The sequence below is a fragment of the Hydrogenophaga sp. genome, assembly GCF_026125825.1.
Classification (GTDB): Bacteria; Pseudomonadota; Gammaproteobacteria; order Burkholderiales; family Burkholderiaceae_C; genus Hydrogenophaga.
In genome coordinates this window covers 20,891-40,013 of the sequence record NZ_JAHCKK010000038.1, presented here as the reverse complement: position 1 = coordinate 40,013, position 19,123 = coordinate 20,891, and the positions used below count along the sequence as shown (strand labels likewise).

Below are 19,123 nucleotides of genomic sequence, written 5' to 3'. Positions count from 1 at the left end.
GTGAGCGCGCGGGCATGCTTGATGATGCCGCCGATGTAGTGCAGCGCGAAATCCGACAGGCCGGCGTAGCCCTTGCCCGCGAACAGGTTCTTGCCGTCTTTCCAGATGGACTGGTGCACGTGCATGCCGCTGCCGTTGTCGCCAGCGTAAGGCTTGGGCATGAAGGTGGCGGTCTTGCCGTAGGCATTGGCGACGTTCCACACCACATACTTGAGCACCTGCGTCCAGTCGGCGCGCTCGACCAGCGTGCTGAACTTGGTGCCGATTTCGTTCTGGCCGGCGCCCGCCACTTCGTGGTGGAACACTTCGACCGGAATGCCCAGCGACTCGAGGATCAGGGACATCTCGGCGCGCATGTCCTGCGTGCTGTCGACGGGGGGCACGGGGAAGTAGCCGCCCTTGACGGTGGGGCGGTGGCCGCGGTTGCCGCCTTCGAGCTTGGCACCGCTGTTCCAGGGGGCTTCATACTCTTCGATCTCGCACATCACGCGACCGGGTTCGTTGCTCCAGCGAACGCCGTCGAAGATGAAGAATTCGGGCTCGGGTCCGAAGAAGGCCGTGTCGCCCAGGCCGGAGGCCTTGAGGTAGGCCTCGGCGCGCTTGGCGATGGAACGCGGGTCGCGGTCGTAGGCCTTGCCATCGCCCGGCTCGATCACATCGCACTGCAGGAAGAGCGTGGTCTCTTCAAAGAAGGGATCGATGTTGGCGGTGTTGGGGTCGGGCATGAGCTGCATGTCCGAGGCTTCGATGCCTTTCCAGCCAGCCACCGAAGAGCCGTCGAACGCGTGGCCCGAGCTGAACTTGTCTTCGTCGAAGTGAGACACGGGCACGGTGACGTGCTGTTCTTTGCCCCGGGTGTCGGTGAAGCGGAAGTCAACGAACTTCACTTCGTTGTCTTTCACCATTTGCATCACGTCTGCGACGGTCTTGGCCATCAAATACTCCTGTAGCTGGGTGAGTGGAAAATTGAAAACGACGCTGCTGATAAGCAGAATGTGTGCCACAAAGTGGGTCACGCGCGGGCGCTGGCTCCCCCGGCTTCACGGGACAGCGGGAATTATGGCCCAGCCCATGCGCCACAAAGGGTCGGCCGGCTCACATGAAAGGAAGCGTTCCGCCCTGGCGTGCACCGTGTCGGGCGCTGCCTGTCGCTGCCGCACCCATTGGGTGCAACCAACAGACGCACCACATTGGTGCCACTCAGTTCCGCACCATTTCGGGGCCCAGCTTGGCATCGTGCCGATGAAGGCCCGCCAGCAACTGGGCGTAGGCCGGGGCCACCGCCTCGGTCGCCCCTTTGACCCCCAGTTCGATGTGACGGCCGTACTCGGGGTGGTCTACGCTGGGCAAGCTGAACACCTTGACGGGGTGGGCCTGCTCGATCTGCTCCATGAGCGGCGTGAGGGTGGCTTCCATGGCGCCGAACACGATTACCGAGCGCTCTTGCCAGGCCCCCTGCCGGTGCCATTGCGCGTACTCGGTGTCGAGCACGCCTTCGATCATGGGCCAGGCCATCACGGGAAAGCCTGGCACGAAATGCACGCTGCCGCCCCCCGCCCCATCACAGCTGAATCCGGGAATCTTGTTGTACGGATTGAGGATCAGGCGCGCGCCCACGGGAAACACACCCATGTTGTAGCGGTGGACGTTGTCCGGCCGCTCGGGGTCGAACACCTCGCCGCGCTCGGCGGCGGTGTCGCGCATGCGAGACTCGATCAGCTCCTTGGCCTGCGGGTGCAGCATCAACTCCACGCCCAGGGCGGCGGCGGCGCACTGGCGCGTGTGGTCATCGGGCGTGGCACCGATGCCGCCGCAGCAGAACACCGCGTCGCTGCCGGCGAACGCGTCGCTCAGCGTGGCGGTGATGCGGTCGCGGTCGTCGCCGACCAGCTTGGCCCAGGAGAGGGACAGACCGCGCTGAGACAAGAGCTCGATGATCTTGGGAAGGTGTTTGTCGCTGCGCTTGCCGGAAAGGATCTCGTCACCAACGATGATCAGGCCGAAGGTGGGTGTCATGAAAGAGTGGGTGGCTGGTTGAATGAAGACCCTGGCTCCTGGGCTGGCAAGGTCGGTGAGGCCGCTGGGCTGGGTTCGGCGCCCCCCACCTGCCCCGCAGCCTGCGCCCGCTGGCGCTGCAACACGGTCAGGCAGAAGTGGGCGAACCAGAGCGAGGCGAACGCGAACACCAGCGTATAGATCCAGATTGCCACGGGCACCAGCAAGGGTGCCAATGCGATGAACATCGCGCCCGAAGCCCACAGCAGGCTGGGCGCAGCGCCCAGGTAGCCGCTGAGCACGCCCATCACGAGCAGGCTGCCACGGTGCTGGCGAAGGATGGCCTTGCGCTCGTCCCCGCTGGCGTGCGTGGCCAGCGCGTCGAACGCGAACACCCGGTAGGTCAGCCAGCCCCAGATCAGGGGTGGAAGGATGAGCACCAGCGGTGGCACCAGCCACAGTGGCATGGACACCAACAAAGCCAGCACCGCCAACAACGTGGAGCCGAGCGACCACAGGACGCTGACCAGCAAAGAGCCTCCGTGCTTGCGCTCCAGGCTGGGGAAGCGCCGCTGCCCGACGAGCTCCACCATCGCGGGCGTCATGAACATCGCCACCAGCAGCAGGCACAGCAGCACGATCACCGGCGTGGCCAATACCAGCACCAGCAACGGTGCAAACACGGTTCGCAGCGAGCCCAGGCCCAGGCGCTCAAGCCAGCCCAGGAACATCTGGATGAGGTCGAACGCTTCCAGCCACGCCGTCACCGAGGCCACCGCGTTTTCCCAGAAAAAGTAGCCCAGGCCGAACGACAGCACCACCATCAGGATCAGCGGTAGAAACGACAGCGCAATCACCCGCGGATGCATGCAATAGGCGATGGCGCGCCAGAAGGAATCGAACAGCAGGGACATGGCGGCAAGAATACATCCAATCCATGTCAGGCCACCCTGGAGGCGGTGCTCGCGCCAGGCGCCGCAACGCTAGGATCGGCCCATGCAATTCATCGACATCGCGGGCGTGGGCCTGGAAGTGGCCCACATTCCCGGTCCTGCGCATCGTGCCCCCCTGGTCTTCCTGCATGAAGGCCTGGGCAGCGTGGCCATGTGGCATCAACGGGGCCGGCATTGGCCCGCCGAACTTTGCGCCGCGGCCGGGCGCGCCGGCTGGCTGTACTCGCGCCGCGGCTATGGTCAGTCCGATCCGGTGGCCGACGTGCGCGGCCAAGCGCGGTGGCAGGGGCCCTGGCACATCGGCCGCCACGAGCCCGATTACATGCACCACGAGGCCTGGCAGGTCCTGCCGGCGCTGTTGAAGGCCCTGGGGGTGTCCCGGCCCGTGCTTGTGGGCCATTCGGACGGTGCCACCATCGCCCTGCTCCATGCCAGCCGCCACCCGGTGACGGCCTGTGTGGCCATGGCACCCCATGTCTTTATCGAAGACATTGCGCTGAACGCCATCGCCCAGGCCAAGGCCCTGTACGAAGGCGACCCCGCTGGGCTTCGCCAACGCCTCTCTCGCTACCACGCCAACGTGGACAACGCCTTCTGGCAGTGGAACGACGTCTGGCTCAGCCCCGCCTTTCGTGAGTTTGACATCCGCACCGAGTGCCAAGCCATCTCCGCACCCCTGCTGCTGGTGCAAGGCCTGGGCGACGAATACGGCACGCTGGCCCAGCTGGACGAGATCGCGAAGGCGGTGCCGCACGCCCAACGCCTCGAGCTGCCCGATTGCGGCCACAGCCCCCACCGTGATCAACCCGAGGCCCTGACCCGCGCCGTGGTGGGTTTTCTGGCCCACGAGGGCTGATTTCCCCACTCTAGGGATGCGCGCCCGGCGCGCAGTTGGGCACAATGGAACGCCCACGGCGTGCGCAGGCCGCCGACCGGTCGCGTCGCACGGCCGTGGGTATTAAACGCCTCCAAACCCCAAGAAATTCACACGAATCGTGTACATGCCGGGCCACAAAGCCCGCCGAAGGTCCGGCAAACCTCTACACTTTGATACAAATAGACGCCACCCTTCGCCACCATGAACACTTGGAACAACCCATGGCTGCTTGCCGTGCTCGCGCCCGCTCTGCTGGCCCTGGGGGCATTCCTGCACCGCGTCTGGGTGGACAAGCAGGCGCGTGAACGGCGGCGCATTCCCAAGCATTGGCCCCTGAGCACACGCGCACTTGCCAACAGCGAGGAAGCCCGCGTCTGGCATTGGCTGGCTCGCGCCTTCTACGACCACCACGTCATGATCAAGCTGCCGGTGACGCGCTTTACCCTGCCGCGCGACAAGGAGCAAGGCATGGACTGGTACAAGCTTCTGGGCGGCGTGTACTGCACCTTCACCGTCTGCCGCTCGGACGGGCGCGTGCTCGGCTGCCTGGATGTGCCGGGCAGCGCTGGCTTGCCGCGCAGCACCCGCACCCTGAAGCACTCCCTGCTGACCCAGTGCGGCCTGCCCTACTGGGTGGTCCGCTCCAACAGCCTGCCCACGGTCGCCGAGATCCGGGCCGAGTTCCTGGGCGAATCCTCGCTCAACCATTCCATGCGCGAACGCGAAATGGAAGAGCGCGCCATCATTGCCGCTCAAGCCAGTCTGCGCACCGCGCTCACGCGCCAGCGCAGCAACCGCAACAGCGACTTCAGCCCGCTGTCGAACTGGCCCAACAGCACCACCGGCGACCCGCGCAGCGACTTCAACTCGCAGTGGCAGGAAAACTCATTCCTCATGCCACTGGACAGCCGCAAGGGCGACCTCCTCTAAGCCCCGCCCTGGGCGCTCGCCGCGCCGGGCGCTTTCTGCGTGAGAGCCAGCACTTCAGCGGCGGTCAGCCATCGCCACTGCCCCGCCTTGAGGTCTGGCGACAGCACCAGACCGCCGATGGACGACCGGTGCAAGCCTTCCACCCGGTTGCCGACGGCCGCCACCATGCGCTTGACCTGGTGGTACTTGCCCTCCGTCAAGGTCAACCGCAGGTGATGTTCGCTGACGGCTTCACACGCCTGGGCCTTCACAGGCTTGGGATCGTCGTCCAGCACCACCCCTTCCAGCAGGCGGGCGATCTGCCGGGCATCGAGTGGATGCTTGACCTGGGCTTCGTACACCTTGGGCACGTGGTGGCGCGGTGACGTCATGCGGTGGATGAACTTGCCATCGTCGGACATCAGCAGCAGGCCCGTGGTGTCCTGGTCGAGCCGCCCGACGGCCTGCACGCCCGCGGCAGCGCCGCCTCCGCGTTGGCGCAAGGGTCCGGGCAACAGGGTGTAGACGCTGGGGTAGGTGCTGGGCTTCTGGGAGCACTCGTAGCCTGCAGGCTTGTGAAGCAGGAGGTACGCACGGGCGTGGTAATGCCAGACCTCCCCCTGCACCCGGAACACCAGCCCCTCCTCCTTGAAAGCCGTCGAAGGATCGGTGCAGGGTGAGCTGTCCTCACCCACCGAAACCAGGCCCTGCTGCACCAGACCGCTGCAGATGCGGCGCGTGCCGAAGCCCTGTGAAAAAAGAATGTCCTGCAATTGCATCATGGTGCGGGAATTGTCGCCGCTGACGCGACTCAGACAGCGACACACCTCAATGGCAGGCCGCCCTCCGTCGGCGCCCTCACGCTCGCGCATGAAGCAACGGATCAAGAACTGGCTCAACACACAGGACGGCCTGCGCCATCACCGCTGGCTGCGCTGGATGGGGCCGGTGCTGCATCAGCCCCGGCTGTGGCACTTCAGCCGCAGAGGCATCGCCATGGGCGTGGCCGTGGGCATTTTCTTCGGGCTGCTCGTCCCCATCGCCCAAATGCCCCTGTCCGCCGCCGCTGCCGTGGCGCTCAGAGCGAATCTGCCCATGGCGGTCGCCAGCACCTTCGTGACGAATCCGGTGACCTTCGCGCCGGTCTACTACGGCGCCTACCGGCTGGGCAAAGTGGTGCTGGGCGAGCCCAGCGTGACGGAGCGCGAGGCGATGGCCGAGCTCGAGATAACGCAGGCACCAGAGAAGACCGAGGGGGCAAAGCCGACCTGGACGCAGCGCGCTGCCAGAGGCCTCGAGCACCTCAGGACAGCCGGCAAGCCGTTGGCTGTGGGCCTGTCCATCATCGCCACCTTGAGCGGACTCCTCGTCTACGGCCTCATCAGCGGGTTGTGGATTCTCAAGACGCGCTGGGAGCGCAAGCGCAGACTGCGCCAGCGCTCTTCGCCGCCAGCCTGATGGCGGCCGCGTTGCGCACGGCTGAAACAAAGCCCGCCGGGCCAGAGGCCGGGCGGGCTCTTCAATAGTGGTGGAGCTGGGGGGATTCGAACCCCCGTCCGCAAGCCTTCTTCGAGCAGTTCTACATGTGTAGCCGTCTGTTTTGAGTCTCGCCGCCCGAGTCGCGCAGTGGCACGCTAAACGGGAAGCCAGCATCCTTGAATCTCACCCTGCGCCAAGGTGCCCGACGCAGAGCCAGCCCATGTAAATTACCTCGCAGCCGGGAGGTCTTTCGACCCCCTTGCCCAGCCCATCGGCCTGCTGTTGCGAGGCTCACCGGTGTTTAAGCGGCGAGTGCGAAACGTTCGTCGTTTGCAGTTGGTTTTTTTCTGCGGATTAACGAGGTGACAGAACCTCGACATGCCCTGCTGCGCGTCCGAACCCACGTCGAAACCAGTGCAGCCCCAGGAACAAGGAGTTTAAGGCAGTTCCAGCAATTTCAAGAGCTGCAGGGGCGAAGAAACCTCCGCGTCCGCGCCCCAGGTCGTCACATCGGCGCCCCAACCGAGATAACCGTAGCGCGCCGCCACCGTCGGCATCCCAGCGGCCTTGCCCGCGCGGATGTCGCGCTCGTCATCGCCCACGTAAATGCACTGGCTCGGCAACAGCCGCAGGCGGCGTGCCGCCTCCAGCAAGGGCTCGGGGTGCGGCTTGGCGTGTGGCGTGGTATCGCCGCTGATCACGACAGAAGCGGTGTCGAAGAGCGCCATCGCCTTCGAAAGCGGCTCGGTGAACCGCTGCGACTTGTTGGTCACGACGCCCCAGCGCAGTCCGCCATTCACAAGACGGGCCAGCAGATCGCCCACGCCATCGAACGGCGCCGTGCGCAGCGTCATGCGCGCTTCGTAGGCGCCGAAGAACTCCTCCTTCAGCGCGGGGTAGTCCTCATGCTCGGGCGCAATGCCGAAGGCCACGTGCAACATGCCCCGCGCCCCGGAGCCGGCATGAGGCCGGTACTGCTCCAGCGGCAGCGAGGCCATGCCCCGGCGCACCCGCATACCGTCGGCAGAGGCACCGAGGTCCGACGCACTGTCGATCAAGGTCCCGTCCAGATCGAACAGGACGGCATGCACCCCCTGGAAAACGGTCATGGCTTGCGCGTCGCGAACAGGTAGTTGACGCTGGTGTCGGCGCTGAGCCAATACCGTTGTGTCAACGGGTTGTATTCCATGCCCCGGGTCTGATCGAGTTCCAGGCCAGCGGCGCGGCAGTGACTCGCCAGTTCGCTGGGCCGGATGAACTTCGCATACTCGTGGGTGCCCTTGGGCAACAATTGGAGCAGGTACTCCGCGCCAAGCACGGCAAACAGGAAGGCCTTGGCGCTGCGGTTGAGGGTTGAGAAGAACACCCAGCCGCCGGGCTTGACCAAGGTCGAGCAGGCGCGCACCACGGAGGCGGGATCGGGCACATGTTCCAGCATCTCCATGCAGGTCACCACGTCGAACGCGCCCGGCCGTTCCTGCGCCATCGCCTCCGCGCTGATCTCCTGGTAGCGGACGTTGGCGGTGCCGGCTTCCAGCGCGTGCAATTGCGCCACCCGCAGCGCCTTGACCGACAGGTCGATGCCCGTCACGTCGGCCCCCTTGCGCGCCATCGAATCGGACAGGATACCGCCGCCACAACCAATATCGAGCACCTGCTTGCCCGCCAATCCGGCCAATCCATCGATCCAACCCAGGCGAAGTGGATTGATCTGATGCAGGGGCCGGAATTCGCTGTCTGGGTCCCACCAGCGATGGGCAAGGTCGGAGAATTTGGCCAGTTCGGCCGGATCGGCATTGACGTTCGGATTCATGCTTCGATTATCACCAGCACAATAAAAAAACCGCGCCGAAGCGCGGTTTTTGGACCGAAACTGAAGGGAATCAGTTCTTGCGGGTGCCGACCACTTCGACTTCCACGCGGCGGTTCTTGGCGCGGCCTTCGCGGGTGGCGTTGTCGGCCACCGGCTGGGTCAGGCCCTTGCCTTCGGTGTAGATGCGGTTGCTTTCGATGCCCTTGCTCACCAGGTAGGCCTTGACGGCTTCAGCGCGGCGGTTGGAGAGCTTCTGGTTGTAGCTGGCAGCGCCGGTGGAGTCGGTGTGACCCACAGCAATCACGACTTCCAGAGCAATGCCGGACACCTTGCCAGCCAGATCGTCCAGCTTGGCCTTGCCTTCGGGCTTGAGCACAGCCTTGTCGAAGTCGAAGAAGGCGTCAGCGGCGTAGGTCACTTTGGATGCCACGGGTGCCGGAGCGGGTGCAGGCGCAGCGGGGCGAGCCGGTGCTGCGGCAGGAGCCGGAGCGGGGGCCGGAGCGGGTGCAGGTGCAGCGGCAGGCACGATCGCACCGTCGCAGCCTTGTGCGGCGGTGGCGGGCGTCCAGTTGGCATCGCGCCAGCAGAGTTCATTGGTGCCGTTTTTCCAGACCAGCTCGCTGGTGCCATTGCGCCAGTTGTCGATGGTTTGGGCGCCGGCGGCCGTTGCCATGGCGGCGGTTGCCAACAGCATTGCCACTTTGTTAAGTTTTTTCATGGTTTTCCTCTATATAAGCCGCAGACAGACTGCGTGACAAGAACGACGCTTCAAGTGACCACCACTAAAAACGCTGGAATTTATTGTGCCACAAGCACGGAATGCCCGGCCCGCCGGCCAATGCAGCGCAGTCGCCGGATACAGCAGGTCACCTCATTCGTTGTGGATGTACAACAAACGACCCAAGAAGTTGTAGGAGAACGCGCCGTCTAAAATCACAGGTTGCCCTCCGGTCCATCTACGCACTTATTCCCTCGCTCATGACACAGTTCGCCAAAGAGACCCTGCCCATCAGTCTTGAAGAGGAAATGAGGCGCAGCTACCTCGATTACGCCATGAGCGTGATCGTGGGGCGCGCCCTGCCCGACGCGCGGGATGGTCTCAAGCCGGTGCACCGGCGCGTGCTTTTCGCGATGCACGAGCTCAACAACGACTGGAACCGCCCCTACAAGAAGTCGGCCCGTATCGTGGGCGACGTGATCGGTAAGTACCACCCGCACGGTGACAGCGCGGTGTACGACACCATCGTGCGCATGGCGCAGGACTTCTCGCTGCGGCACATGCTCGTGGACGGACAGGGCAACTTCGGCTCGGTCGACGGCGACAACGCCGCGGCCATGCGCTACACGGAAATCCGCCTGTCGAAGATCGCCCATGAAATGCTGGCAGATATCGACAAGGAGACCGTCAACTTCGGTCCCAACTACGACGGTTCGGAAAAAGAGCCGCTGGTCCTGCCGTCGCGCCTGCCCAACCTGCTCGTGAACGGTTCGGCCGGCATCGCTGTCGGCATGGCCACCAACATTCCGCCCCACAACCTCAACGAGGTGGTGGACGCCTGCCTGCACTTGCTCAAGAGCCCTGAGGCTTCCATCGACGAACTGATGGAGATCATCCCCGCGCCCGACTTTCCAACGGCCGGCATCATCTACGGCATCAATGGGGTCAAGGACGGCTATCGCACCGGGCGGGGCCGCGTGGTGATGCGCGCCAAGTGCCATTTCGAGGACATTGATCGTGGCCAGCGCCAGGCCATCATCGTGGACGAACTGCCCTACCAGGTCAACAAGAAGACGCTGCAGGAGCGCATTGCCGAACTCGTCCACGAAAAGAAGATCGAGGGGATCAGCCACATCCAGGACGAGTCGGACAAATCGGGCATGCGCCTGGTGATCGAACTCAAGCGCGGCGAAGTGCCGGAGGTGGTGCTCAACAACCTGTACAAGCAGACGCAACTGCAGGACACCTTCGGCATCAACATGGTGGCCCTGGTCGACGGCCAGCCGCGCCTGTGCAACCTGAAGGACCTGGTTCAGGTCTTCCTGGAGCATCGCCGCGAGGTCGTGACCCGCCGCACGGTGTTCAACCTGCGCAAGGCGCGCGAACGCGGCCACGTGCTCGAAGGTCTCGCCGTGGCCCTGGCCAACATCGACGAGTTCATCCGCATCATCCGCGAGTCGCCCACCCCGCCGGTGGCCAAGGCCGAGCTCATGGCCCGCCCCTGGGACAGCCAACTGGTGCGCGAGATGCTCACCCGCACGCGCGCCGATGGCGGGGTGATCAACGCCGACGACTACCGGCCCGACGGCCTGGAGCGCGAGTTCGGCATGGGCGGCGACGGCCTGTACCGCTTGTCCGAGACCCAGGCGCAGGAAATCCTCCAGATGCGCCTGCAGCGCCTGACCGGCCTGGAGCAGGACAAGATCGTGGCCGAGTACAAGGAGGTCATGGGCGAGATCGATGACCTGCTGGACATCCTGGCCAAGCCCGAGCGGGTGTCGACCATCATTGGCGACGAGCTCATCGTCGTGAAGCAGGAGTTCGGCCAGACCAAGCTCGGAGCGCGCCGCAGCGAGATCGAGCACAACGCACAGGACCTCGCCACCGAAGACCTGATCACGCCGACCGACATGGTGGTCACGCTCAGCCACAGCGGCTACATCAAGAGCCAGCCGCTGTCGGAATACCGTTCGCAAAAGCGCGGCGGCCGCGGCAAACAGGCCACGGCCACCAAGGAAGACGACTGGATCGACCAGCTCTTCATCGCCAACACGCACGACTACATCCTGTGCTTCTCCAACCGCGGCCGGCTGTACTGGCTCAAGGTGTGGGAAGTGCCGGCCGGCTCGCGCGGTTCGCGCGGCCGCCCGATCGTCAACATGTTCCCGCTGCAGGAAGGCGAGAAGATCAACGTGGTGCTGCCGCTGACCGGCGAGATGCGCAGCTTCCCCTCCGACCGCTATGTGTTCATGGCCACCTCCATGGGCACGGTCAAGAAGACGGCGCTCGATGAATTCAGCAACCCGCGCAAGGCCGGCATCATCGCCGTCGACCTCGACGAAGGCGACTTCCTCATCGGTGCGGCCCTGACCGACGGGCAGCACGACGTGATGCTGTTCAGCGATGGCGGCAAAGCCGTGCGTTTCGACGAGAACGACGTGCGTCCGATGGGCCGCAACGCGCGCGGCGTGCGCGGCATGCTGATCGAGGACACGCAGAGCGTGATCGCCATGCTGGTCGCCGAGGACGAAGCGCAAAGCGTGCTGACCGCCACCATCAACGGCTATGGCAAGCGCACGCCGATCGCCGAGTACACCCGCCATGGGCGCGGCACCAAGGGCATGATCGCGATCCAGCAGAGCGAGCGCAACGGCAAGGTCGTGGCGGCCACGCTGGTGCACAGCGACGATGAAATCATGCTCATCACCGACAAGGGCGTGCTGGTGCGCACCCGGGTGTCCGAGATCCGCGAAATGGGTCGCGCCACGCAAGGGGTGACGCTGATCGCCCTGGACGAAGGCGCTGAGCTCTCGGGCTTGCAGCGCATCGTGGAGAACGACGCCAACGTGCCGGAGCTGGGCGACGATGCCAACGCAGCGGACGCAGCCGACGACGCAGGCACCGAGCCGTGATGGCACGGCCCTACAACTTCTCCGCAGGCCCGGCAGCCATGCCCGCCGAGGTGCTGCAGCAGGCGGCAGCCGAGATGCTCGACTGGCACGGCAGTGGCATGAGCGTGATGGAGATGAGCCACCGAGGGCAGGAGTTCGGTGTCATCCTCAAGAACGCCGAAGCCGACCTGCGCGAACTGCTCTGCGTGCCGGCGCATTTCCGCATTCTCTTCATGCAAGGCGGTGGCCTGGCCGAAAACGCCATCGTTCCATTGAACCTCTCGCGCGGTGAAACGGTCGACTTCGTGGTCACCGGCAGCTGGAGCCAGAAGTCGCTGAAGGAAGCGCGCCGCTACTGCGCGGCCCGCGTGGCCGCCAGCAACGAAGCCGACCACCACACCAGCCTGCCCGCACCGGCCTCCTGGCAACTCGATCGCGGCGCGCGCTACGTGCACCTGTGCAGCAACGAAACCATCAATGGCGTCGAAGTGCATGAGTTGCCCGACCTCAAAGCGCTGGGCAGCGACGCGCCCCTGGTGATCGATTTTTCGTCGCATGTGGCCTCACGCCCCGTGGACTGGTCGCGCGTCGGCCTGGCCTTCGGCGGAGCCCAGAAGAACCTGGGTCCAGCCGGTCTCACGCTCGTGGTGGTCCGCGAAGACCTGCTGGGGCACGCCCTGCAGGCCTGCCCCAGTGCGTTCGACTACAAGACCGTGGCCGACAACCACTCCATGTACAACACGCCGCCGACCTTCGCCATCTACATGGCCGGCCTCACCTTCCAGTGGCTCAAGCGCCAGACCGAAGGCGGCCTGAGCGGCGTGGCGGCGATGGAAGCCCGCAACATCACCAAGGCCCAACTGCTGTACGACTTCATCGACCAGTCGGCCTTCTACAGCAACAAGGTCGCCAAAGACTGCCGCTCGCGCATGAACGTGCCTTTCTTTCTGCGCGACGAATCGCGCAACGAGGCCTTTCTCGCGGGCGCCAAGGCGGCGGGCCTGCTGCAGCTCAAGGGCCACAAATCCGTGGGTGGCATGCGTGCCAGCCTCTACAACGCCATGCCGATCGAAGGCGTGCGCGCGCTGGTGGACTACATGCGCCAGTTCGAACAAACACAGGTCTGATCCGATGACCCTTCCCTCACAGTCCGAAGCCCTGGGTGCACTGCGCGTGCAGATCGATGCGCTGGACCAGCAACTGCTGGCCCTGCTCAACCAGCGTGCTCGCGTGGCCGAACAGGTCGGCGACATCAAGCGCGCGGAGGGCTCGCCTTTCTTCCGGCCGGACCGCGTCGCCCAGGTGATCGAGAAGATCCAGGGGGCCAACCAGGGCCCGCTGCTCAACCAGCACGTGGCCTCGATCTGGCGCGAGATCATGTCCGCCTGCCTGGCGCTGGAGGCGCCGCAGCGCGTGGCCGTGCTGGGTCCGCAGGGCACCTTCTGTGAGCAGGCGGCCATCGAGTTCTTTGGTGGCGCGGCCAACCTGATCTATTGCGCCAACTTCGACGAGGTGTTCCACGCCACCGCCGCCGGCACAGCCCAGTTCGGCGTGGTGGGCATGGAGAACTCCACCGAAGGCGTGGTGGCGCGCTCGCTCGACCTGTTCCTGCGTTCGCCAGTGCACGTTGTGGGGGAAGTCAGCCTGCTGATCCGCCACAACCTGCTGCGCCAGGTCAACCACCTCGATGGCATCGAGGTTGTCATGGCCCATCCCCAGGCATTGGCCCAGTGCCAGAACTGGCTCACGCAACACCTGCCGAACGCCGAACGCCGCGCTGTCTCCAGCAACGCCGAAGGCGCGCGGCTGGCGGCCGAAAACCCCGCCTGGGCTGGCCTGGCCAGTGAACGCGCCGCCGCCCAGTTCGGGCTGCACATCGTGGCGCATGCGATCCAGGACGAGGCGTACAACCGCACGCGCTTCGCCGTGATCTCGCTGCCTCAGACACTGGCCATGCCGCCTGCATCCGGCCGCGACTGCACCAGCCTGGTGGTCTCGGTGCCCAACCGCCCCGGTGCCGTGCACGACCTCCTGGTGCCGTTGAAGAACAACGGCGTGTCCATGACGCGCTTCGAGTCGCGCCCGGCCAAGTCGGGCCAGTGGGAGTACTACTTCTACATCGACATCGCCGGCCACCCGTCTCAACCGCACGTGGCTGCCGCACTGGAAGAACTCAAAGGACTCTGCGCCTTCTACAAGGTGCTGGGCGCATACCCGGTGAACGAATGATGTTTGAGCAACTGGGACTGATCGGCTGCGGCATGATGGGCGGCTCCTTCGCGCTGGCGCTCAAGCGCGCCGGCCTGGTCAAGCGCGTCGTGGGCTACAGCAAGTCGCCCTCCACCACCGAACGCGCGCGCCAGCTCGGTGTGATCGACGTCGAGGCCCCGTCGGCGCTGCTGGCGGTCTCGGGTGCCGATCTCGTGCTGCTCGCGGTGCCGGTCTCGGCCACCGAGGCCACCTTCAAGGCGATCCGCCATCTCGTGCGCGGCAACGTGCTGATCATGGACGTGGGCTCGACCAAGCGCGAGGTGATCGACGCCGCGCGCCGCGTGCTCAAGGACCAGGTTGGCGTCTTCGTGCCCGCGCACCCGATCGCGGGCAAGGAAGTCGCCGGTGTGGAGCACGCCGACCCCGAGCTCTACCACGGTCGCCAGGTGATCCTCACCCCGATCGAGCGCACGCTGACCGCCCAGCTCGAGAAAGCCAGCCAGCTCTGGACCGCGCTCGGCTGCCACGTCAAGCAGATGTCGCCGGAAGCACACGACGCAGCCTACGCCGCCGTCAGCCACCTCCCGCACATGGTGGCGTTCGCGCTCATGAACGCCATCCAGAGCCAGGCCGATGGGCCTGATTTCCTCTCGTTGGCCGGCCCGGGCTTCCGCGACTTCACCCGCATCGCAGCCAGCGACCCCGCCATGTGGCGCGACGTCCTCATGTCCAACCGCGAAGAGCTGCTGGCGCAGTCGCGCCATTTCCAGCGCGCACTGCACGCCCTGGAGACTGCCATCAACGCGGGCAACCCCGACGCCCTGGAAACCCTGATCGAACAGGCCAGCAGCACGCGCGCCCGCTGGCGCATGAGCGCCATCAAGCCCCGCAGCTGAGCGGCGCCCCCTCGGCGCCGCCTCCTCACCTTCGCGCATGTTTGCCATTTCCCACCTCGACATCCCGCCGCTGGCCAGTGCCGGCGGCACCGTGCGCCTTCCCGGCTCCAAGAGCATCTCCAACCGCGTGCTGCTGCTCGCCGCGCTCAGCCTGGGCCACACCGACATCGCCGACCTGCTCGACTCCGACGACACGCAGGTGATGCTCAAGGCCCTGGCCGAACTGGGCTGCCGCATCGAGCCTCAACCCGATGGCGCCCTGCGCGTGCATGGCCTGGGCGGCGCCCTGCCCGTGCCGCAGGCCAAGCTGTTCCTGGGCAACGCGGGCACGGCCATGCGGCCACTCACCGCATCGCTCGCGCTGCTGGCCGCCCGCCATGGCGGTACTTTCGAACTCAGTGGCGTCGCGCGCATGCACGAACGCCCCATCGGCGACCTGGTCGATGCCCTGCGCCAGCTCGGCTGCCCCGTGGCCTGTCTCGCCAGCGAAGGCTATCCGCCGCTGAAACTCGGCGACGGTCGGACCCATGCCCTCCAGCTGGACCAGCCCATCCGCGTCCGGGGCGATGTGTCCAGCCAGTTCCTCACCGCGCTGCTGCTCGCCTTGCCCCTGGTCGCGCAGGAGCGCGACATCGCCATCGACGTGGTGGGCGAGCTCATCTCGCGACCCTACATCGAGATCACGCTCAACCTGCTCGAGCGCTTTGGCGTGGCTGTGCGGCGCGACGGCTGGCAACGCTTCACCATCCCCGCGGGCAGCCGATACCAGTCACCCGGCCGCATCGCGGTCGAGGGCGACGCCTCCTCCGCCAGCTATTTCATTGCCCTGGGCGCCCTCGCCCCTGCCACGCCGGGCACCGACGGCATCACCATCGAAGGCGTCGGCCTGTCGTCCATCCAGGGTGACATCCGCTTCGTCGAAGCCGCCCGCCTCATGGGCGCCCGGATCTCGGGCGAAGCCAACCGCCTGCACATCCAGCGCGGAGCCTGGCCCCTCAAGGCCATCGACCTGGATTGCAACCACATCCCCGACGCCGCGATGACGCTCGCGGCCATGGCCCTCTACGCCGACGGCACCACCACGCTGCGCAACATCGCCAGCTGGCGGGTCAAGGAAACCGACCGCATCGCGGCCATGGCCAAGGAATGCCGCAAACTTGGCGCGGCGGTGGAAGAAGGTGAGGATTTCATCCGCATCACGCCACCCGCCCGAGCGCAGGACTGGCGCGCCGCGTCCATCCACACCTACGACGACCACCGTGTCGCCATGTGTTTCTCGCTCGCAGCGTTCAACCCGGCGAACCTGCCGGTGCGCATCGAAGACCCCAAGTGCGTCGCCAAGACCTTCCCGGACTACTTCGAGACCCTGTTCCAGGTCTGCACCACGCCCCGCGAGCGCATCCCGGTGATCTGCGTGGACGGGCCCACCGCCTCTGGCAAGGGCACGTTGTCAGCCGAGGTGGCCGAGCAGCTGGGTTACCACCTGCTGGATTCGGGCGTGCTGTACCGGCTGGTCGGGCTCGCGGCCGAAAAAGCCGGACTGTCCACCCTGGAAGCCGATCTGAAGGACCCTGAGCATGCCCGCCGCCTGGGTGAGCTCGCGGCCAGCCTGCAGGTGCGCTTTGAAGGCCTGCGAACCCTGTTCCAGGGGCAGGACGTGACCGAGGCCCTGCGCACCGAAGCCGCGGGCATGGCGGCGTCCCGGGTCTCGTCCGTGCCCGCCGTGCGGGAGGCCCTCCTGGGCCTGCAGCACGCCTTTCGCCAGTTGCCCGGCCTGGTGGCCGATGGCCGCGACATGGGCACCGTGATCTTTCCCGACGCCCCGCTGAAGGTGTTCCTCACCGCCAGCGCCGAACAGCGCGCCGCACGGCGACATAAGCAGTTGATTTCAAAGGGAATTGCTGCTAACATCGACGATCTTTTGGCAGACCTGAAAGCGCGTGACCTGAGGGATACCTCCCGCACACACGCCCCCCTCAAGCCCGCCGAAGACGCCTTGGAACTGGACAACTCCGGCATGGACATCGAGGAATCGGTGCAGCGGGTCTTGAACTGGTGGCAAGGCAAAACGGCGTTCTCGGGCAACTGAGCGCGCTTTCTGATGGCCCTGACGGCACAGCCGGGCGTTCCCAGCCCGCAGGCCGAAAGGTTCTTTTCACTTAACCCCGCGGTGTCACGCACCGCAACGTCACTACCGCCCACACGTCGCATCCGTTCCAGCCGCAGTCCTGTGGTTGTTGCACCGACGCTGAGTGGTTTAGGAAATTCAATGTCTGAATCTTTTGCCGCCCTGTTCGAAGAGTCCCTGAAACGCGCCGAAATGCGCTCGGGCGAAGTCATCACCGCTGAAGTCGTGCGCATCGAGCACAACCACGTGGTGGTCAACGCAGGCCTGAAGTCGGAAGCCTACGTGCCTCTGGCCGAATTCAAGAACGACCAGGGCGAACTCGAAGTGCAGGTCGGTGACTTCGTCTCCGTCGCCATCGACTCCGTGGAAAACGGCTTCGGTGACACCCTGCTCTCGCGCGACAAGGCCAAGCGCCTGGCCTCCTGGATGTCGCTGGAAAAAGCGCTCGAATCCGGCGAATTCGTCACCGGCACGACCTCCAGCAAGGTCAAGGGCGGCCTCAAGGTCATGGTCAACGGCATCAGCGCCTTCCTGCCGGGCTCGCTGGTCGACAGCCGTCCGACCAAGGACCTGACCCCGTACGAAAACAAGACCCTGGAATTCAAGGTCATCAAGCTCGACCGCAAGCGCAACAACGTGGTGCTGAGCCGCCGCGCCGTGGTGGAAGCCTCCATGGGCGAAGAGCGCGCCAAGCTGATGGACACCCTCAAGGAAGGCGCCATCGTGCACGGCGTGGTCAAGAACATCACCGAATACGGTGCGTTCGTGGACCTGGGCGGCATCGACGGCCTGCTGCACATCACCGACATGGCATGGCGCCGCGTGCGCCACCCGAGCGAAGTGGTCACGGCTGGTCAGGAAATCACCGCCAAGATCCTCAAGTTCGACACCGAGAAGCACCGCGTCTCGCTGGGTCTCAAGCAGATGGGCGACGACCCGTGGATGGGCGTTTCGCGCCGCTACCCGCAAGGCACCCGCATGTTCGGCAAGATCACCAACATCGCCGACTACGGCGCGTTCGTGGAACTCGAGCCGGGCATCGAAGGCCTGGTGCACGTCTCCGAAATGGACTGGACCAACAAGAACGTGGCCCCGTCCAAGCTGGTGTCGCTGGGCGACGAAGTCGAAGTCATGGTGCTCGACATCGACGAAGACAAGCGCCGCATCTCGCTGGGCATGAAGCAGTGCCGCGCCAACCCCTGGCACGAGTTCGCCGAGCAGACCAAGCGCGGTGACCGCGTCAAGGGTCCGATCAAGTCGATCACCGACTTCGGCGTGTTCGTCGGCCTGGCTGCCGGCATCGACGGCCTGGTGCACCTCTCCGACCTGTCCTGGAACGAGCCCGGCGAAGCCGCCGTGCGCAACTACAAGAAGGGTCAGGAAGTCGAAGCGATCGTGCTGGCCATCGACGTGGAGCGCGAGCGCATCTCCCTGGGCATCAAGCAGCTCGACGGCGACCCGTTCACCACCTTCGTGTCGGTGAACGACAAGGGCTCCATCGTGACCGGCAAGGTCAAGACCGTGGATGCCAAGGGCGCCGAGATCGACCTGGGCGAAGACGTGCTGGGCTACCTGCGCGCCAGCGAAATCAGCCGTGACCGCGTGGAAGATGCGCGCAACGTGCTCAAGGAAGGCGACGAAGTCAACGCCGTGGTGGTGAACGTGGATCGCAAGACCCGCAACATCCAGCTGTCGATCAAGGCCAAGGACGCCGCCGACCAGCAGGAAGCCATGGCCTCCCTGAGCCAGCAGTCTTCCCGCGAAAACGCCGGCACGACCAGCCTGGGCGCCCTGCTGCGCGCCAAGCTGGACAACAACCAGAACTGAAGCGAAACCGGTTCGGCGCCGGGTGAGCGACCCGCCCGCAAGGGCGGCCACTTGCCCGGCGCTGTTCCTCCAACGCCCCCACTCCATTCGACATGACCCGAAGCGACCTCGTTGAAGCTCTGGCCAGCCGTTTCGGCCAGCTCACCCACCGCGATGCCGAGTTCGCCGTCAAGGCGATCCTGGATGCCATGGGCGAAGCCTTGGTGAAGGGCCATCGCATCGAGATCCGGGGTTTTGGCAGCTTTTCCGTCAACCGGCGTTCACCTCGCATCGGGCGCAACCCGCGCTCCGGTGAGAGCGTGATGATTCCGGAGAAACGGGTGCCGCACTTCAAGCCGGGCAAGGCCCTGCGCGAAGAGGTGGACAAGAAGACCGCCGAGATTCTGGGCCGCGAAACCCAGCAACGGGCCTGATACAAGGCCCGCT

The 19,123-nt window shown here is 65.4% G+C and carries 17 protein-coding genes and 1 other RNA gene; 10 read left to right on the top strand and 8 right to left on the bottom strand.

Going from position 1 to position 19,123, the window contains the following annotated elements:
• From KIT86_RS13705 to KIT86_RS13695, 3 genes are all read right to left on the bottom strand, one after another.
• The coding region (locus tag KIT86_RS13705) for a glutamine synthetase beta-grasp domain-containing protein (RefSeq protein ID WP_297399251.1) at window positions 1-935 on the bottom strand (935 nt) is incomplete at its 3' end.
• Between the two features lie 265 nt (window positions 936-1,200).
• Window positions 1,201-2,016, bottom strand: a complete 816-nt coding sequence (locus KIT86_RS13700) for a molybdopterin-binding protein (RefSeq protein WP_297399249.1) — start codon at window positions 2,014-2,016, stop codon at window positions 1,201-1,203.
• Window positions 2,013-2,909, bottom strand: a complete 897-nt coding sequence (locus tag KIT86_RS13695) for an EI24 domain-containing protein (protein WP_297399247.1) — start codon at window positions 2,907-2,909, stop codon at window positions 2,013-2,015. The genes KIT86_RS13700 and KIT86_RS13695 overlap by 4 nt, the downstream gene beginning before the upstream one ends.
• 82 nt (window positions 2,910-2,991) lie before the next feature.
• Between KIT86_RS13695 and KIT86_RS13690 the strand changes: the two genes are divergently transcribed.
• Together KIT86_RS13690 and KIT86_RS13685 are read left to right on the top strand one after the other, a co-directional pair.
• Window positions 2,992-3,804, top strand: coding sequence for an alpha/beta hydrolase (locus tag KIT86_RS13690; protein ID WP_297399245.1), 813 nt, complete (start codon window positions 2,992-2,994; stop codon window positions 3,802-3,804).
• Between the two features lie 222 nt (window positions 3,805-4,026).
• On the top strand, window positions 4,027-4,755 hold the full coding sequence (locus tag KIT86_RS13685) for a hypothetical protein (protein ID WP_297399243.1): 729 nt from the start codon (window positions 4,027-4,029) through the stop codon (window positions 4,753-4,755).
• On the opposite strand, the gene KIT86_RS13680 is transcribed toward KIT86_RS13685, so the two are convergent.
• A complete protein-coding gene (locus KIT86_RS13680; protein WP_297399255.1) occupies window positions 4,752-5,513 on the bottom strand; it encodes a 16S rRNA pseudouridine(516) synthase in 762 nt (253 codons plus the stop codon). The genes KIT86_RS13685 and KIT86_RS13680 overlap by 4 nt on opposite strands.
• 91 nt (window positions 5,514-5,604) lie before the next feature.
• Between KIT86_RS13680 and KIT86_RS13675 the strand changes: the two genes are divergently transcribed.
• Complete coding sequence (locus KIT86_RS13675; RefSeq protein WP_297399241.1) at window positions 5,605-6,192, top strand: DUF2062 domain-containing protein; 588 nt, start codon at window positions 5,605-5,607, stop codon at window positions 6,190-6,192.
• Between the two features lie 68 nt (window positions 6,193-6,260).
• Here KIT86_RS13675 and ssrA read toward each other — a convergent pair.
• The 4 genes from ssrA to ompA all read right to left on the bottom strand — a co-directional run bounded on the left by ssrA (window position 6,261) and on the right by ompA (window position 8,744).
• Window positions 6,261-6,637: a transfer-messenger RNA gene (gene ssrA, locus KIT86_RS13670) on the bottom strand.
• 13 nt (window positions 6,638-6,650) lie between these two features.
• Window positions 6,651-7,322, bottom strand: a complete 672-nt coding sequence (locus KIT86_RS13665; protein ID WP_297399239.1) for an HAD-IA family hydrolase — start codon at window positions 7,320-7,322, stop codon at window positions 6,651-6,653.
• Complete coding sequence (gene ubiG / locus KIT86_RS13660; protein WP_297399236.1) at window positions 7,319-8,026, bottom strand: bifunctional 2-polyprenyl-6-hydroxyphenol methylase/3-demethylubiquinol 3-O-methyltransferase UbiG; 708 nt, start codon at window positions 8,024-8,026, stop codon at window positions 7,319-7,321. Before ubiG ends, KIT86_RS13665 begins: the two co-directional genes overlap by 4 nt.
• A gap of 70 nt (window positions 8,027-8,096) precedes the next feature.
• Window positions 8,097-8,744, bottom strand: coding sequence for an outer membrane protein OmpA (ompA, locus tag KIT86_RS13655; RefSeq protein ID WP_297399234.1), 648 nt, complete (start codon window positions 8,742-8,744; stop codon window positions 8,097-8,099).
• 260 nt (window positions 8,745-9,004) lie between these two features.
• Between ompA and gyrA the strand changes: the two genes are divergently transcribed.
• From gyrA to KIT86_RS13620, 7 genes are all read left to right on the top strand, one after another.
• Entirely contained in the window at window positions 9,005-11,656 is a 2,652-nt protein-coding gene (gyrA, locus tag KIT86_RS13650) for a DNA gyrase subunit A (RefSeq protein ID WP_297399232.1), read from the top strand.
• On the top strand, window positions 11,656-12,762 hold the full coding sequence (gene serC, locus KIT86_RS13645; RefSeq protein ID WP_297399230.1) for a 3-phosphoserine/phosphohydroxythreonine transaminase: 1,107 nt from the start codon (window positions 11,656-11,658) through the stop codon (window positions 12,760-12,762). The genes gyrA and serC overlap by 1 nt, the downstream gene beginning before the upstream one ends.
• 4 nt (window positions 12,763-12,766) lie before the next feature.
• Window positions 12,767-13,864 carry a prephenate dehydratase gene (pheA, locus tag KIT86_RS13640; protein WP_297399228.1) on the top strand — a complete coding sequence of 366 codons (1,098 nt, stop codon included), beginning with the start codon at window positions 12,767-12,769 and terminating at the stop codon, window positions 13,862-13,864.
• Window positions 13,864-14,742, top strand: coding sequence for a prephenate dehydrogenase/arogenate dehydrogenase family protein (locus KIT86_RS13635; RefSeq protein ID WP_297399253.1), 879 nt, complete (start codon window positions 13,864-13,866; stop codon window positions 14,740-14,742). Before pheA ends, KIT86_RS13635 begins: the two co-directional genes overlap by 1 nt.
• 37 nt (window positions 14,743-14,779) lie before the next feature.
• The gene (locus KIT86_RS13630) at window positions 14,780-16,831 is read left to right on the top strand and encodes a bifunctional 3-phosphoshikimate 1-carboxyvinyltransferase/cytidylate kinase (RefSeq protein ID WP_297399226.1); all 2,052 of its coding nucleotides are present in this window, start codon (window positions 14,780-14,782) and stop codon (window positions 16,829-16,831) included.
• Between the two features lie 180 nt (window positions 16,832-17,011).
• Window positions 17,012-18,697: a 30S ribosomal protein S1 gene (rpsA, locus tag KIT86_RS13625; RefSeq protein WP_297399224.1), complete on the top strand. Its 1,686-nt coding sequence runs from the start codon at window positions 17,012-17,014 to the stop codon at window positions 18,695-18,697.
• A gap of 92 nt (window positions 18,698-18,789) precedes the next feature.
• Complete coding sequence (locus KIT86_RS13620; RefSeq protein WP_297399222.1) at window positions 18,790-19,110, top strand: integration host factor subunit beta; 321 nt, start codon at window positions 18,790-18,792, stop codon at window positions 19,108-19,110.
• Window positions 19,111-19,123 lie beyond the last annotated feature (13 nt).